A 16,250-nucleotide genomic window follows, 5' to 3' on the forward strand; every position below is an offset into this window, starting at 1 on the left:
TGCGCTTCCACCTTGTGGGCTGAGGTTCCGGCCGTTGAACGGCCGCCGCGACGCCCCGTTCGGAGCGGCCGCAAACCGTCGGTTAGGCCTTGCAGCTCTGGCTGCCCTTGCCGGGGGCGGTGAGCGTGACTTCCTTGGCGTTGTCGGACACCGACCAGCCTTCGCCGGTATAAGGGGGCTTGCCGCCTTCGGTGTTGAGCACGGTCGGAGCGCCGTCCTTCTCGGTGCGCGCGCGGGCGGTGTTGTTGGTGTAGAAGTCGACGTAGACGAGGCTGTTGTCCTTGCAGCGGAACGTGCGGCTGGCCTGGATCATCGGCGGCGCTTCGACCGGCGGCGCATTCTTCAGCGCTTCGGCCTGCGGATCGGCCGGCCCCGAGACGATCGTCTCCGGCTCGCTGTTGCACGCACCAAGCGTCAGGAATGCCGCGCAGGACACGGCGGCGAGGAAGGGGGTCTTGTTCATAGGTTTTTCTTCGCCACCTTATTCGGGTGCGTCAAGGTGAATTTGCAACGGCTTCGAGGCAGTATGAAAGCGAAGCGTCCAAGGTTCGGACAATTACGAGCCCGTACCGATACGACTTGCGATTGGTGTCGTTTTCCCTACCCTAAAAGGTCGCGAAGGTGAAGAACGGAGCCCAAATGCAGCGTGTCCGGATCGGACTGACGGGACTGGCCTTCGTGTTCGTCCTCGTGCTGCTCGGCGCGGTGTTCACCCGGCCAACCGCCGAAGAGCCGATCACGGCCAACAATCTCGAGCTGAACGCCGCCGCAGCTGCGCAGGGCGGCACCGGCAACGAAGCGGAGCCGACCGAGCCTCTGGCTGAACTCGGCGTCGCGCCCGGCAATGCGGATTCGAACAAGGCGGGAGCGGTTGCGCCGGCCGACAAGCGCTGACGCGGCCCGCTTGTGCGTCGTCTTCGGCCTTGCGGCCGGGCTGGCGCTGGTCGAGCTGCTCTTCGGAATCCTCCAACATTATCCGCAGGCGGCGCCGAGGGCCGAAGCGCTCGACGTCCTTGCCGTCCGGCCCTGGCTGCTCGTGCCGCTTGCGCTTGCCGCAGCCCGCCTGTCGCTGCCGTGGCGGATCGGCGGCTATTCCGCCTTCCTGCTGATCGCCGGACTGACGGAGAGTCTCTACGTCGTCCGAATGGGCAATCCGGATCCGTGGCCCGAAATGGTGCGCGGCTGGACCGCCGCGATCCTGCTCCTGGCGGCCGTCGACCTCGCCCTGCACCTCGCCCGCCGCACTCGCACCGGATGGGCCCCGATCGCACTCGGCGCGGCGATTCTGCTGCTGTTCGCGTTTCCGCCCGCGCTGGCGCCGTATCGTGCCATCGTCCTGGGCGGGGCGGCCGACCGGCCGGCGCAGACCCAACCTGATCTGCTCCTGATGACGGCGCTGCCGATCGTCTGGGGGGAGGGGGGCGCGTTCGATCCGCGATCGCAGCCTGCGCTCGCCTATCGTGCCTTGCAGGAGGAGTTCGCGATCCGGCCGATCGACTCGCTCGATGCTCGAACCCTGCGCGGAGCCGGGCTTCTGCTCCTCGCGCAGCCACGCTGGCTCGCGCCGGCGGAGCTGGTCGCGGTCGACGACTGGGTGCGGGCCGGCGGACGCATCCTGATCCTCACCGATCCGCAGCTGATATGGCCCACCGGTCTCCCGCTCGGCGACATCCGCCGTCCGCCGCCGGTAGGGCTGCTCAAGCCGCTGCTTGATCATTGGGGCGTGGCGCTCGACGGGCCCCAGGCGGGGGAGGTCGTCGTCGTCGACTCCGGTCGCCGCCTGGTTCTCGATCGCCCCGGCCGCTTCGCTGCGACTGGGGAGTCGTGCCGGGTGCTCGGTTCCTGGCGGGCGGAATGCCGATTGGGTGCAGGCCGGGCGACGCTGATCGCCGACGCCGATCTGCTCCGCGACGATCTCTGGGCCGCGGCCGGGGCCGATGGCGGTGCCATGCACCGGCGGCTGGCCGACAATCCCCTCGCCGTCGCCGATCTGCTGGACAGGCTTTCCGGCATCGATCGAGGCCGGGTTCGCGCGCCGGTCCACTGGGCAAACCCGACGATGTCGCCGCGCCGCGCACTTATCCTCGCAATTCTGCCTCTCCTCGCCGTGCTTGCGGTCGCTCTCGCCGCGTCCGGCTTGCTCCACCGCGGCCGCAGCGCCTAGCCACAGACTTATCCACAGCTTTACCAAATGAGGGACATGACGTAATCGAGCCGGAACAAACCACGAATCTCTACTGGTTTCCCTCTGTAGGGCATGAAATCCCCAAAAAAGGCATGAAATCCCCTTCCCTCGGGGGGGCGGGAATGTTATCCACTGTGCTCTAAAGTTTCGGGGCACTTCTCTGGTCGGCCGGCGGGCACGCGGAGCGCATGTATGCGCTTCCGCGGACAGGGGAGGTCCGCGTTTGTGGAGCGGGGCGCAAAAAAGGCGTGGAGATCGACGACTTCTTCCAGGGAAGCGCGCTCAACGCGGTGGATGCCAAGGGGCGTCTCTCCGTTCCCGCCTTTGTCCGCTCCGTCATCGAGCGCGGCTCCGACGCCCGTGCCGTCGTCATCGGTGCTCATGAAATCTCGCCGTGCCTGACGGCCTATGGCCGAAACTACGCCCGCAACCTGTACCGCGAGATGGAACGCCGCCGCCTGGCCGAAGAGGAGCGCGGCGGAACCCTCCAGGATCATTATGCCCGTGCCCGCCGCACGTTCGGCATGACCGAAGACGTTCCCTACGACACCAGCGGCCGCATCATCCTGCCCCCGATGATGCGGCGCAAAGGCGGGATCGAGGATCTTGCTTTGTTCGTCGGCGTCGGTGGAACGGTCGAGATCTGGAACCCGCGCGTCGCACTCGAGCAGGGCGATGCCGACCTGCGCGACATCGCCGCCTGGCGCCTCGAGGAAAAGGGGATCACGCCGTGAGCCCGGACACTGCCGCCCCGCATGTCCCGGTCCTGCTCGCGGAGGTGATCGCCGGTCTCGCCGTGCAAGAGGGCGAGACCCATGTCGACGGTACCTTCGGGGCCGGCGGCTATACGCGTGCCATCCTGGATAAAGGGGCCGCCCATGTCTTCGCCTTCGATCGCGATCCCGATGCGATCCGTGAAGGCGAAGGTCTGGCGGCTGCTTGCGGGGGGCGCCTGACGCTGGTGCCGGAGCGTTTTTCCCGGATGCGTCAGGCGCTTGCCGCCCGCGATGTCGAGGCGGTCGACGGCGTGACGCTGGATATCGGCGTGTCCTCGATGCAGCTCGATCGCGCCGAGCGCGGCTTCTCCTTTCAGTCCGACGGTCCGCTCGACATGCGCATGGAGCAGGATGGGGAAAGCGCCGCCGATTTTCTCAACAGCGCGCCCGAAGAGGCGATCGCCGATGTCCTCTACCGCTACGGCGAAGAACCCAAGTCGCGGCGGATCGCCCGCGCGATCGTCGCTGCGCGTCCGCTTGGGAGGACTACGGAGCTGGCTGAAATCGTGCGGAAATCTTGCGGGTGGCATCAGGGCATGAAGAAAGACCCTGCGACCCGCACCTTTCAGGCGGTTCGCATCCATCTGAACGAAGAGTTGAAGGAGTTGGAGGATGGCCTCGAGGCGGCCGAGCAAATGCTGAAACCCGGCGGACGCCTCGCTGTCGTGACCTTCCACAGTCTTGAGGATCGCGTGGTGAAGCGCTTCTTCAAGGAACGCAGCGGTGCAACGCCTGCCGGCTCACGGCATCTCCCCGAGCAGGTTTCGGGGCGGAAGGCGCCGAGTTTCGAGGCTGTGGCCAAGCCGGCGCGCGCCGGCGAGGCCGAACTGGCCGTCAATCCCCGCGCGCGTTCGGCCACCCTCCGGGTCGCGCGCCGCACCGCCGCTCCCGCCTGGAGCGGCCCGCATGAATCGCCGAGAACCGGCCAAGAAGGTATGCCCGCATGATCGTCAGGGGTTTCAAATCGGTGATCTGGGTCGCCACCGTCGGCGGCGCGGCCCTGTCCTGCTACATGGTGTCCCTGCAGGTCGCGACCGAGCGGGCCGATCTGGCCAAGGTGGAGCGGCAGATCGTCGCCGCCAAGCGGGATATCCGGTCGCTGCAGACGGAGCTCGGCACACGCGGACGCCTGTCGCAGCTCGAGCAGTGGAATGCCGAGGTGCTCGCGCTGTCCGCGCCGTCCTCGGCCCAGTTCCTGCAGGACGAAGTGAAGCTCGCCCGCTTCGAGAAGAAGGATCCCTCCTTCGAGGAGCGTAGCGCCGAGGTGCGGATGGCCGCCCTCAGCACCGGAGACGAAATCCCCGCGGTGGCCGCGCAGCCCCGCGTCGTCCGCGCGGTCGCGCCGAACGCGGCGCCGGGCATGCCCGCCGTGCACCAGGCCAGCTACACGCCGCGGACGGCAAGCCTGCAGACGCTTGCCGCCACGCCCAAGGCGGACGCGAAGCCGCAGCCCCATTCGAAACCGGCCGTCACGGCGAAGGCGGAAGCCGACGCGCCGAAGCCTGCTGACGTCAAGGCGCCGGCGAGGGCCGAGGCGAAGTCCGTCGTCAAGGCCGCCGATGCCAAGCCTGCACCGAAGGCGCCCGCCAAGGCGGCGCCGGCGCCCGCCAAGCTTGCCGCCGTCAAGGCCGATGCGAAACCGGGCGCCAAGCCGGCGGCGAAGGTGCCCGTCCTTGCCAAAGCCGACACCAAGGCGCCGGTGAAGCCCGCGGCGGAGAAGCCGCGCCCGTCGCGTCTCGACGGCAAGCTGACCGCCGAGATCCGTTCCGGCACCCACAAGGGCCAGGGGAGCGGCGGCAACTGATGGCGACGCTCGCAGCCGAAGTCGCGAAGTTCGGAGGGGCACCCGGTCGCCCCCAGGGCCTTGCGATCACCTATCAGAGGCTGATGCTGGTGATGCTGGTCTTTGCCGGCGTCACCTTGATGATCGTCGGGCGCCTGCTGTTCCTGCAGGTCTTCACCGATCGTGCAGGTTCGGCCCAGGCGATCAACCCGCTAGTGCCGCCGCGCGCCGATATCGTCGACCGCAACGGCGTGCCGCTGGCACGGACGATCGACGCCTGGTCGATCGCGATTCATCCCAACCGACTGATCAGCAATCCGTCCGAGCTTGCGCAGAAGCTCGCCGAGCTGATGCCCGAGAAGAGCGCCGCCGAGTACAAGGCGCTGCTGTCGTCGGGCAAGACCTTCGTCTACCTCAGCCGCCGGGCCGTGCCCGAGCTCGTCGCTGCGGTGAATGCCCTCGGAGAGCCGGCGATCGCGTTCGATCGGGAGCCGGAGCGTCTCTATCCGCAGACCGCGATGGCCGGGCACATCCTCGGCTGGACCGATCTCGAGGGCCACGGCGTGACCGGCATGGAAAAGGTGCTCGAAGGGCGCCTGACCGATCCGGCGACGCGCGCCGATCCGGTCTCGCTGTCGATCGACAGCCGCGTCCAGGCCGCGATGGAGAGCGAGCTTGGCGCGGCAGTGCTCAAGCACAGCGCGGAAGGCGGCACCGGGATCGTCCTCGACGTTCGTACCGGCGAAATCGTTGCGATGGCGTCGATGCCGACCTTCAATCCCAACGCCGCCGGCAAGTCCGATCCGAATGCGCTTTTCAATCGCGCGACGATGGGCGTCTACGAGCTCGGCTCCACCTTCAAGCCGATCACCGTCGCCGCGGCGATCGAGGCCGGCGTGATCAAGTCGGTGACGCAGCGTTATCCGTCGGGTGCGCCGGTCCAGATCGGCCGCTTCCGGATCAAGGACGATCACCCGATCGCCGGAAGCGCCAATATCGTCGAGACGCTCGTTCATTCGTCGAACATCGTCACCGCACAGATCGCCGATCAGATGGGCGTCCAGCGGATGCAGGCGGCGTTCCGTGCGCTCAGCTTCCACGAGCCGGCTTATGTCGAAATCGACAAGGGGCGGCCGCTCTTCCCGCGCGACTGGAGCCGCGCGACGGTGCTCACCAGCGGCTTCGGGCACGGCGTTGCAGTGTCGCCGCTGCATCTCGCCAGCGCGTATGCGGCGCTGGTCAATGGCGGTGTGTGGCGCCCGGCGACCCTGATGAAGGTGTCGAAGCCGAGCGCAGGCCGCCGCGTCTATTCGGAACAGACCAGCCTGACGATGCGCAAGCTGCTGCGCATGATCGTCCTCGCCGGCACCGGCCGCAAGGGCGAAGCGCCCGGCTACCGGGTCGGCGGCAAGACCGGCACGGCCGAAAAGACCGCGTCCGGCGGATACTCGCGAAAAGTGAACATCTCGACGTTCGCCGCCGTCTTCCCCATGGACAGCCCGCGCTACGTGGTGATTGCGATGCTCGATGCTCCCAAAGCCACCGCCGACACATTCGGATTCACCACGGCCGCCTGGACCGCCGCGCCGGTGGTGTCGAAGGTGATCTCGCGCACCGCTCCGCTGCTCGGGATCACTCCCGACGATACGCGTGATCTCGACGTCTCCGACATGATGGCCATGGTCGCAAAGAAGGAAAAATGATGCTGTTGGGTGCGCTGACCGGAACCGGTGACGAGACACGCGTCACCGGCTTCGCGATCGATCACCGCAAGATCGCCCCCGGCACCGTCTTCGGCGCCTTCCGCGGCTCGACCTTCAACGGCGAAGACTTCATTCCCCAGGCGATTGCCTCCGGTGCGGTCGCGGTGGTGGCACGGCCGGAGGTGGAGATCGAAGGCGCAGTGCATGTCGCCGCGGAGGATCCGCGACGCGCCTTCGCGCAGCTTGCGGCCAGATTCTTCGCGCCGTTTCCGGAAACGGTGGTCGCGGTCACCGGCACCAACGGCAAGACGTCCAACGTCGAACTGACTCGCCAGCTCTGGCGGATGCGCGGGCACCATGCCGCCTCGATCGGCACGCTCGGCGTCACCACCGCAGACGATCAGGTCACGACGGGCCTCACCACGCCCGACATCGTCACCTTTCTTTCGAACATGGCCGGGCTCGCCCGCGAAGGGGTTACCCACGCCGCGTTCGAAGCCTCCAGCCACGGGCTCTCCCAATATCGCACCGAGGGGCTGCCGGTCCGCGCGGCCGCCTTCACCAACTTCACCCGCGACCATCTCGATTATCACGGGACGATGGAGGCCTATTTCGAGGCCAAGATGCGGCTGTTCACCGAGGTCGTCGAGCCCGACGGCACCGCGATCGTGTGGATGGACGATCCCAAATCGGCCGAGGTGGTTCGCCGCTGCCGCGAGCGTGGCATCCGCCTGATCACCGTCGGCGCGACCGGCGAGACGCTGCGTCTCATCGAACGCACGCCGTCGCAGCTCGGCCAGATCCTGATCCTCGAAGCGGAGGGGCAGCGCCACACGGTCAATCTGCCGCTGATCGGTGCCTATCAGGCGGCCAACGCGCTGACCGCGGCCGGCCTGGTGCTCGCCACCGGCGGCGATCTTGCCCAGACCCTGGCCAATCTCGCGCGGGTCCAGCCGGTTCGCGGCCGCCTCGAGCGGGCCGTGATCAGCCGCGCCGGCGCCCCCGTCTATGTCGATTACGCCCATACGCCCGACGCGATCGAAGCCGCGATCGCTGCGCTTCGCCCCCATGCCAAGGGCCGCCTGATCATCGTCTTCGGCGCCGGCGGCGACCGCGACGTCGGCAAGCGTTCGCAAATGGGTGCGACGGCAGCGCGCCTCGCCGATCTCGTCATCGTCACCGACGACAATCCGCGCAGCGAGGATCCGGCCGCGATCCGCCGCAACGTGCTCGAAGGGGCGCCGCATGCGCGCGAGATCGGCGGCCGCCGCGCCGCCATCGCCGCCGCCATCGCCGAAGCGGGCGCCGGCGACATCGTGCTGCTCGCCGGCAAGGGGCACGAACAGGGGCAGATCGTCGGCGATCAGGTGCTTCCGTTCGACGACGTTCAGGTCGCACGGGAGTGCGCGGCATGACGGAAGCGCTATGGACCGCCGACGAGATTGCTGCCGCGACATCCGGCACCGCCACGGGTGATTTCGCCGCATCCGGAGTTGCCTTCGATTCGCGCGAAGTCGCGCCCGGCCACCTCTTCCTGGCGCTCAAGGGCGAGGCGACCGACGGACATCTGTTTCTCGACAGGGCGTTTGCCGCGGGGGCGGCCGGCGCGGTCGTGTCGCAGCCGATCGAGCAACCGCACGTGCTCGTCGCCGACACGACCGCCGCCCTGAACGATCTCGGCCGGGCCAGCCGCGCCCGCAGCGCTGCCCGAATCTGCGGCGTCACTGGCTCGGTCGGGAAAACGGGGACCAAGGAGGCGCTGTTCGCGGCGCTCGACCGGTCGGCGCCGGGAGAGGCGCACCGTTCGGTGAAAAGCTACAACAATCACACCGGCGTGCCGCTGTCGCTGGCCCGGATGCCGCGCGAGGCGCGCTTCGGCGTGTTCGAGATGGGCATGAACCATGCCGGCGAGCTCGCCGCCCTGACCCGGCTCGTCCGTCCCCACGTCGCGATCGTCACGGCGATCGCGCCCGCGCACCGAGAATTCTTCGCTTCGGACGAAGAGATCGCCGACGCGAAGGGCGAGATCTTCCAGGGATTGGAAGAGGGCGGCGTCGCCCTCGTCCCGTTCGACAGCGCGCATCGCGACCGGCTGATCGCCGCCGCGCGCCCGCATGCGGCGCGAATCCTGACCTTCGGCTTCGGTGACGGCGCCGACATCCGCGCCAAGGATGTGGTCGGCGCCCCCGGCGGCGGTTCGCTCGTCACCGCGATGCTGCCCGATGCGTCGCTGACCTTCACCATCGCCCAGCATGGCGAACATTGGGTGTCGAACGCCCTCGCCGTGCTCGGCGCCGTCGAGGCCCTCGGCGGCGACCTCGCCGCCGCCGGCCTTGCCTTTGCCGACATGCCGGGCTTGAAGGGCCGGGGCGAGCGCCACCGGGTCGCCGCGATCGGCGGCGAGGCGCTGCTGATCGATGAAAGCTACAATGCCAATCCGGTGTCGATGGCCGCAACGCTGAAGACGTTCGGTGCCGAAAAGGTCTCGGGCCGGCGGATCGCCGTCCTCGGCGCGATGCGGGAGCTCGGCGCCTCGAGCGAGGACTTCCACGTCGCTTTGGCCGAGCCGATCGTGGCGGCCAAGGTCGATCTCGCGATCCTCGTAGGTCCTGAAATGGCGCCGCTGGCAAAAGCACTTGGCCGGCAGATCAAAATGGCGCATGTGCCCGACGCCGCGTCGGCCATCGAGCTCGTTCAGGACGAGTTCGGGCCGGGTGACGCGATACTCGTCAAGGGCTCCAACTCGATCGGACTCGCCACGCTCGTCGAAGCGCTGGCGAGCGGGAAACGCTAATGCTCTACTGGATCGCCGAACAGCTTGGCTTTCCCGGGGTTCTGAACCTCATCCGCTATATCAGCTTCCGCGCGGGCGCCGCCACGGCGACCGCCTTGCTGATCGGCCTGATCATAGGGCCGAAATTCATCGGCTGGCTGCGCGTGCGCCAGGGCAAGGGGCAGCCGATCCGCACCGACGGACCGGAATCGCATCTCGCCAAGCGCGGCACGCCCACCATGGGCGGGCTGATGATCCTGACCTCGCTGACCTCGACGATGCTGCTGTGGATGGATTTTTCCAACCGCTATCTGTGGGCCTGCCTGTTCATCACCGTCGGCTTCGGGCTGATCGGCTTCCTCGACGATTACGACAAGGTCACCAAGCGCAGCCACAAGGGCGTGTCCGCAAAGGTGCGCCTGCTCGCCGAATTCGTCGTTGCGGGCATCGGCTGCGGGATCATCACCTGGGGCGTCGGCACCGAGCTCTACATTCCCTTTTACAACGGCCCGGTGATCGATCTCGGGCCCTTCTACGTCGTCTTCGCGGCGTTCGTGGTGGTTGCCTTCGGCAATGCGGTGAATCTCACCGACGGGCTTGATGGCCTTGCGACGATGCCGGTCATCATCGCCAGCCTCGCCTTCCTGCTCATCTCCTATCTGGTCGGCCACGCAATCTATTCGGCCTATCTCGGCATTCCGTTCGTGCAGGGCGCCGGCCATCTCACCATCCTCTGCTCGGCGATGGTCGGGGCGGGCCTCGCCTTCCTGTGGTTCAACGCGCCGCCGGCCGCCGTCTTCATGGGCGACACCGGCAGCCTCGCGCTCGGCGGCGCGCTCGGTGCGATCGCCGTCTGCACCCAGCATGAAATCGTGCTCGGCATCATTGGCGGCCTGTTCGTGGTCGAGGCGATGAGCGTGATCATCCAGGTCTTCTTCTACAAGCGCACCGGCAAGCGGGTGTTCAAGATGGCGCCGATCCACCACCATTTCGAACAGATGGGCTGGTCCGAGCCGACCGTCGTCATCCGATTTTGGATCATCAGCTTCGTCCTCGCCCTTGCCGGCCTGTCGACCCTGAAGCTCCGATGATCACCAGCGAGGCCTTTGCGGGCAAATCCTATGCCGTCTACGGCCTCGCCCGCTCGGGACGTGCGACCGTCGATGCCCTGCTCGCCAGCGGCGCCCAGGTCATGGCGTGGGACGAGAAGCCGGAGGCGCGGGAGATCGCGGCGGGCGCGCGGATCGCGGATCCGCTGGTCACCGCGCTTTACGGCTATTCCGGGATCGTCGTCTCGCCGGGCGTTCCGATCAACCGTCATCCGATCGCCGAGCGCTCCCGGCGCGCCGCAGTGCCGCTGGTCGGCGACATCGAATTGTTCGCGAAGGCGCGGGCAGGGCTCCCGCCGCACAAGGTGGTCGGCATCACCGGCACCAACGGCAAGTCGACCACGACCGCCCTGATCCATCACATCGTCGTCAGCGCCGGGCTTCCGGCGATGCTCGGCGGCAATATCGGGCTGCCGATCCTCGGTCAGGATCCGCTTCCCGGAGGTGGGGTCTATGTCCTCGAGCTCTCCTCCTATCAGATCGATCTGACCCACAGCCTCGACTGCGACGTCGCGATCCTGCTGAACATCACGCCGGACCATCTCGATCGCTACGACGGCATGGACGATTATGCCGCGTCGAAGGCGCGGCTGTTCGCCATGCAGACTCCCGAACACGCCGCGATCCTCGCCACGGAAGACGATTATACGCGGGCGATTGCCGGGCAGCTCGAGGGCCGCAAGATCCTCGTGTCGTCGGCCGACGTGAAGGACCAGTCGCTCTGGCCGGCACTGCAGGGGCCCCACAATGCCCAGAACGTGGCGGTCGCGGTGGCGGCGGCGCGGGAGCTCGGCATCGCCGACGACGTCATTGCGCGTGCGCTCGAAACCTATCCGGGCCTTCCCCACCGGATGGAGCGTGTCGCGGAAAAAGGGGGCATCCTGTTCGTCAACGATTCCAAGGCGACCAACCCGACATCCACCGCGCCGGCGCTCGGCGCCTATCCGGCAATCCACTGGATCCTCGGCGGCCTGCCCAAGTCCGACGATCTCGACGCCTGCCTGCCCTATCTCGATCATGTCCGCGCCGCCTACGCAATTGGCGACGCCGCGGACCAATTCGTTAAAATATTGTCTACAAAGGGTAAAAAGGTCGAGAACAGTGGCACGCTGGAACGTGCCGTTGCCAGCGCCGCGCAGCAGGCGGAGCCTGGAGAGGTCGTTCTCCTCTCTCCGGCCTGCGCGTCGTTCGATCAGTTCAAGGATTATGAGGCGCGGGGGGCAGCGTTCCGCGCGGCCGTGGAGGCACTGGCATGAGCGTGATGGGGCAAATCAAGGACAGGACGGCCAACCGGCTCGGCCGCTCCGACCGCAGTGCCGTCGGCCGCTGGTTCTGGGAGATCGACCGCATCCTGCTGTTCTTCGTGACCGTGCTGATCGCGATCGGCCTGATCGCCGTCGCCGCCGCGTCGCCGGCCGCCGGCCAGCGTTATTCGGGCGGCAGCGTCAGCTTCACCCCACTCCATTATTTCTATCGTCAGCTGGTCTGGATCGTGCTCGCGCTGCCGGTGATGATCGGAGTCTCGATGCTGCCCCGCGCCAAGGCGCGGCGCCTGTGCCTGATCGGCGCCGCCTTCTTCACCTTCCTGCTCTTCCTGGTCCCGATCATCGGCGCCGAGGTGAACGGCGCCCGCCGCTGGATCGGCATGGGATTCACCCAGTTCCAGCCGTCCGAATTCCTGAAGCCGCTCTATATCGTCTCGATCGCATGGCTGCTGTCGCTCAAGAACCAGGATGCCAGCCTGCCGATCGTCCCGCTCACCGGGATCATCACTGCGCTGATCGCCCTTTTGCTGATGCAGCAACCCAATTTCGGCGAGACGATCATCTTCGTCGCGGCCTGGGTGATGCTGCTCACCCTGTCCGGCGCGCCGCTGCGCTTCCTCGTCTTTCTCGGTGTCGCCGGCCTCGTCGGGATCGTGCTCGCTTACTTCTTCTACCCGGTGGCGACGATCCGCATCGACGCCTTCCTGTTCTCGGGCGCCGAGCACGACACCTATCAGACCGACAGCGCGCTCCGCACCCTCACCGCAGGCGGCCTGTTCGGCGCCGGGCCGGGCGCGGGCATGCGCAAGTTCCAGCTGCCCGAGCCGCATACCGACTACATCTTCTCGGTGATCGGCGAGGAATTCGGGATCATCGCCTGCCTGGCGATCGCGGTCATCTATCTGGTCATCGTCGCCCGCGTGCTGATCCGCCTGCTGCACGAGGAGGACCAGTTCGTCGTCCTTGCTGCCGCCGGCCTCGTCACCCAGTTCGGCCTGCAGGCGCTGATCAACATGGCGGTCAACGTTCAGCTCGCACCGTCGAAGGGCATGACCCTGCCGTTCATTTCCTACGGCGGTTCCTCGATGGTCGCGCTGTCGATCGGGATGGGGCTATTGCTCGCCTTCACGCGACGAAATCCCTATCTCCACCGCTCGCCCTATGTGGTGCGATGGAGCGGACGATGACCTTCTCACGCCATTACGTTCTGGCCGCCGGCGGTACCGGCGGCCACATGATTCCGGCGCACGCGCTGGCCGAGGAGCTGATCCGCCGCGGCCACCGGGTCGCGCTGGTCACCGACGATCGCGGTGCCCGCATTCCCGGCCTGTTCGACGGCGTCCAGGTCCACATCCTTCCCGCCGGGCGCCTCAGCGGCGGCCCGATCGGCTGGCTCAAGGCCGTGCGCAAGATCTTCCTCGGCCGCGCAATGGCGTTGCGCCTGTACGAGACCTTCCGGCCGTCGGCGGTGATCGGCTTCGGCGGCTATCCGGCCCTCCCGGCGTTGATGGCTGCCCAGCGAGATCGGATCCCGACCCTGGTCCACGAGCAGAATGCGGTGCTCGGACGGGTCAACCGGCTCGTCGCCGGCAAGGTCGACGCGATCGCCACGGCGTATCCGAATGTCGATCGGCTGGCCAAGGGCCATCAGGACAAGGTCCACCTGGTCGGCAATCCGGTCCGCGACGAAGTGCTGGCGCTGCGCGAGCAGCCTTATCCGGAGCTTGCCGAGGACGGCATCTTCCGGGTTCTCGTCACCGGGGGCAGCCAGGGCGCGTCGATCCTAAGCCGGGTCGTGCCCGAAGGGCTCGGCATGCTGCCCGAGCATTTCCGCCGCCGCCTGCAGGTGACGCAGCAATGCCGCGCCGAGGATATCGAGCAGGTGCGCGCCCGCTATGCCAGCCTCGGTATTCCCGCGGATCTCGCCACCTACATCACCGACATGCCGGACAAGCTGGCCTGGTCGCACCTGATCATCGCCCGCGCCGGCGCGTCGACCATTGCCGAGCTCACCGCCGCTGGTCGCCCGGCAATCCTGGTGCCGCTGCCCAGCGCCACCGACGATCACCAGACCGCCAATGCCCGCGAAATGGCGAAGGCCGGCGGCGCACGGATGATCGCTCAGAAGAGCTTCACTCCAATCGAACTCGCCAAGCAGATGCAGAAACTCGGCCTCGAGCCGGATGCGCTCGCCAACGCGGCCGCGCGCGCCCGCTCGGTCGGCCGACCCAATGCCGCGGGCGATCTCGCGGATTTGGTCGAGCGCACCGGTCGCGATCTCGGCACCGATCCTCTCCTTGCCAACGAGGCTGTCCTGACTCCCATCCCCAACGGTGCCTACGCATGAGAGGCGTCGGGACCGACATCGGCACCATCCACTTCGTCGGGATCGGCGGCATCGGCATGTCCGGCATCGCCGAGGTGATGCACATTCTCGGCTACAAGGTGCAGGGATCGGACGTCGCCGAAGGCTATGTCGTCGAAGGGCTGCGCAAGGCCGGAATTCCGGTAACGATCGGTCAGCATGCCGACAATCTCGGCGACGCCGCGGTGGTCGTCGTTTCGACCGCGATCCGCAAGGACAATCCCGAGCTCGTCTGCGCCTACGAACGGCGCATCCCGGTCGTCCGCCGCGCCGAGATGCTCGCCGAGCTGATGCGCCTCAAGCTCACCGTTGCCGTCGCCGGCACCCACGGCAAGACGACCACCACGTCGATGGTGGCGAGCCTGCTCGACGCGGGCGGAATCGATCCGACGGTGATCAACGGCGGCATCATAAATGCCTACGGCTCGAATGCGCGGCTCGGCAGCTCGGACTGGATGGTGGTCGAGGCCGATGAGAGCGACGGCAGCTTTTTGCGGCTCGACGGCACCATCGCGGTGGTCACCAACATCGATCCCGAGCATCTCGATCATTATGGCAGCTTCGACAAGGTCAAGGACGCCTTCGTCGAGTTCGTCGAGAACGTGCCTTTCTATGGCGCCGCTCTGCTCTGCGTCGATCATCCGGAAGTGCAGACGATCATGCCGCGCCTCCGCGACCGGCGGGTCGTGCCATACGGCTTCGCGGCCCAGGCGGACGTGCGCGGCGAGAATGTCCGGCCGGTCGCCGGCGGCAACGTCTTCGACGTTTCCATCCGCGATCGCGGCGGCGAGGTTCGCACCATCCGCGACATCGAACTGCCGATGCCCGGCCGCCACAATGTCCAGAATGCGCTTGCGGCGATCGGCGTCGCGGCCGAGCTCGGCATTCCCGACGAAACGATTGCCCGCGGTTTCGCCAAGTTTCACGGCGTCAAGCGCCGCTTCACCAAGGTCGGAGAGATCGAAGGCGCGACGATCATCGACGATTACGGCCATCATCCGGTGGAGATCCGGGCGGTGCTCGCCGCCGCTCGCGAAGGCGCGCAGGGGCGGGTGATCGCGGTCGTCCAGCCGCACCGCTTCACCCGGCTGCAGAATCTGATGGAGGAGTTCCGCACCGCGTTCAACGATGCGGACGTCGTCTATGTGACCCCGGTCTACGCCGCCGGCGAGGAGCCGATCGAGGGCGTCGACGCGGAAGCGCTGGTCGAGGGTCTGAAAGAGCGCGGCCACCGTTCGGTGAAGGCAGTCGCCGATCTCCAGGATCTCTGCCTGCAGCTTCGCGACATCGCCGCCGCCGGCGACATGGTGATCTGCCTGGGGGCCGGCGACATCACCAAATGGGCCGCCGCACTTGCCGACGGCATCGCCTGCGCGAGGCGCGACAAATGAGCGCCGAGACCCTCGACATGCCGGCGCTTGCCGGTGCGATCGAACCCGGCGGCTCGCTCGCCGATTTCATCTGGTTCCGCACGGGCGGGCCGGCCGAATGGCTGGTACGCCCGAAAGACGTCGACGATCTCGCCGCCTTCCTGCGGGCACTCGATCCGGCGGTGCCGGTGCTTCCCGTCGGCGTCGGCTCCAACCTGATCGTCCGCGACGGCGGCGTTCCCGGAGTCGTCGTGCGCCTGCCCAAGACCTTCGCCAAGGTCACGGTGGAGCCCGGCAACAGGGTCCGCGCCGGCGGCGGCGCGATGGGCATCACCGTCGCCTCCAAGGCGCGCGACGCCGGAATCGGCGGCCTCGAATTCCTCCGCGGTATCCCCGGAACCACCGGCGGCGCGGTGCGGATGAACGCCGGCGCTTATGGCCGCGACACCTCCGACATCCTGATCGAGGCGACGCTCGTCCTGCGTGACGGGCGGGTCGAGACCTGGGCGGCCGAGCGCCTCGGCTACACCTACCGCCACAGCGACGTGCCGGCCGGCGCGATCGTCGTCGAAGCCTTGTTCGAAGGCGTTCCAGGGGATTCGGCGGCGATCGGCGCGGAGATGGATCGGATCGCCGAGGAACGGGAAGCGAGTCAGCCGCTGCGCTCCCGCACCGGCGGCTCGACCTTCAAGAACCCGCCCGGCCGCAGGGCGTGGCAGCTGGTCGACGAGGCCGGCTGCCGCGGGCTCCGCATCGGCGATGCTCAAGTCTCTGAGAAGCACTGTAACTTTCTGCTCAATCTGGGAAGTGCGAGTGCCGCCGAGATCGAGGCGCTGGGCGAGGAGGTGCGCCGCCGCGTGCTCGCGCAGACCGGGGTGACCCTCGAATGGGAAATTCAACGCGTGGGAGTCGAAGCGTGAC

At 67.4% G+C, this 16,250-nt stretch carries 15 protein-coding genes; 14 read left to right on the forward strand and 1 reads right to left on the reverse strand.

Annotated features, from left to right (window positions below):
• Positions 1–82 precede the first annotated feature (82 nt).
• Complete coding sequence (locus tag C7I55_RS18130; RefSeq protein WP_106514437.1) at positions 83–463, reverse strand: hypothetical protein; 381 nt, start codon at positions 461–463, stop codon at positions 83–85.
• A 176-nt stretch (positions 464–639) separates the two neighbouring features.
• On the opposite strand from C7I55_RS18130, the gene C7I55_RS18135 reads away from it, so the two are divergent.
• From C7I55_RS18135 to murB, 14 genes are all read left to right on the forward strand, one after another.
• The gene (locus C7I55_RS18135; RefSeq protein WP_106514438.1) at positions 640–894 is read left to right on the forward strand and encodes a hypothetical protein; all 255 of its coding nucleotides are present in this window, start codon (positions 640–642) and stop codon (positions 892–894) included.
• Positions 872–2,164, forward strand: a complete 1,293-nt coding sequence (locus C7I55_RS18140; RefSeq protein ID WP_106514439.1) for a hypothetical protein — start codon at positions 872–874, stop codon at positions 2,162–2,164. Before C7I55_RS18135 ends, C7I55_RS18140 begins: the two co-directional genes overlap by 23 nt.
• A 269-nt stretch (positions 2,165–2,433) precedes the next feature.
• Positions 2,434–2,919, forward strand: a complete 486-nt coding sequence (locus C7I55_RS28560; RefSeq protein ID WP_199192898.1) for a division/cell wall cluster transcriptional repressor MraZ — start codon at positions 2,434–2,436, stop codon at positions 2,917–2,919.
• Entirely contained in the window at positions 2,916–3,908 is a 993-nt protein-coding gene (gene rsmH / locus C7I55_RS18145; protein WP_199192900.1) for a 16S rRNA (cytosine(1402)-N(4))-methyltransferase RsmH, read from the forward strand. The genes C7I55_RS28560 and rsmH overlap by 4 nt, the downstream gene beginning before the upstream one ends.
• Positions 3,905–4,765: a hypothetical protein gene (locus tag C7I55_RS28220; RefSeq protein WP_158266486.1), complete on the forward strand. Its 861-nt coding sequence runs from the start codon at positions 3,905–3,907 to the stop codon at positions 4,763–4,765. Before rsmH ends, C7I55_RS28220 begins: the two co-directional genes overlap by 4 nt.
• A complete protein-coding gene (locus C7I55_RS18160; RefSeq protein WP_106514441.1) occupies positions 4,765–6,447 on the forward strand; it encodes a peptidoglycan D,D-transpeptidase FtsI family protein in 1,683 nt (560 codons plus the stop codon). The genes C7I55_RS28220 and C7I55_RS18160 overlap by 1 nt, the downstream gene beginning before the upstream one ends.
• The gene (locus tag C7I55_RS18165) at positions 6,447–7,862 is read left to right on the forward strand and encodes a UDP-N-acetylmuramoyl-L-alanyl-D-glutamate--2,6-diaminopimelate ligase (RefSeq protein WP_106514442.1); all 1,416 of its coding nucleotides are present in this window, start codon (positions 6,447–6,449) and stop codon (positions 7,860–7,862) included. Before C7I55_RS18160 ends, C7I55_RS18165 begins: the two co-directional genes overlap by 1 nt.
• A complete protein-coding gene (locus C7I55_RS18170) occupies positions 7,859–9,241 on the forward strand; it encodes a UDP-N-acetylmuramoyl-tripeptide--D-alanyl-D-alanine ligase (RefSeq protein WP_106514443.1) in 1,383 nt (460 codons plus the stop codon). The genes C7I55_RS18165 and C7I55_RS18170 overlap by 4 nt, the downstream gene beginning before the upstream one ends.
• Positions 9,241–10,311 (forward strand): phospho-N-acetylmuramoyl-pentapeptide-transferase, encoded by a 1,071-nt coding sequence (gene mraY / locus C7I55_RS18175; RefSeq protein WP_106514444.1) that lies wholly within the window; start codon positions 9,241–9,243, stop codon positions 10,309–10,311. The genes C7I55_RS18170 and mraY overlap by 1 nt, the downstream gene beginning before the upstream one ends.
• Positions 10,308–11,585, forward strand: a complete 1,278-nt coding sequence (gene murD / locus C7I55_RS18180) for a UDP-N-acetylmuramoyl-L-alanine--D-glutamate ligase (RefSeq protein ID WP_106514445.1) — start codon at positions 10,308–10,310, stop codon at positions 11,583–11,585. Before mraY ends, murD begins: the two co-directional genes overlap by 4 nt.
• Positions 11,582–12,781 (forward strand): FtsW/RodA/SpoVE family cell cycle protein, encoded by a 1,200-nt coding sequence (locus C7I55_RS18185; RefSeq protein WP_106514446.1) that lies wholly within the window; start codon positions 11,582–11,584, stop codon positions 12,779–12,781. Before murD ends, C7I55_RS18185 begins: the two co-directional genes overlap by 4 nt.
• Positions 12,778–13,941, forward strand: a complete 1,164-nt coding sequence (murG, locus tag C7I55_RS18190; protein ID WP_106514447.1) for an undecaprenyldiphospho-muramoylpentapeptide beta-N-acetylglucosaminyltransferase — start codon at positions 12,778–12,780, stop codon at positions 13,939–13,941. The genes C7I55_RS18185 and murG overlap by 4 nt, the downstream gene beginning before the upstream one ends.
• Entirely contained in the window at positions 13,938–15,350 is a 1,413-nt protein-coding gene (gene murC / locus C7I55_RS18195; protein ID WP_106514448.1) for a UDP-N-acetylmuramate--L-alanine ligase, read from the forward strand. Before murG ends, murC begins: the two co-directional genes overlap by 4 nt.
• Entirely contained in the window at positions 15,347–16,249 is a 903-nt protein-coding gene (gene murB / locus C7I55_RS18200) for a UDP-N-acetylmuramate dehydrogenase (RefSeq protein WP_199192902.1), read from the forward strand. The genes murC and murB overlap by 4 nt, the downstream gene beginning before the upstream one ends.
• Position 16,250: the final 1 nt, after the last annotated feature.

Source organism: Allosphingosinicella deserti, from assembly GCF_003012735.1.
Classification (GTDB): domain Bacteria; phylum Pseudomonadota; class Alphaproteobacteria; order Sphingomonadales; family Sphingomonadaceae; genus Allosphingosinicella; species Allosphingosinicella deserti.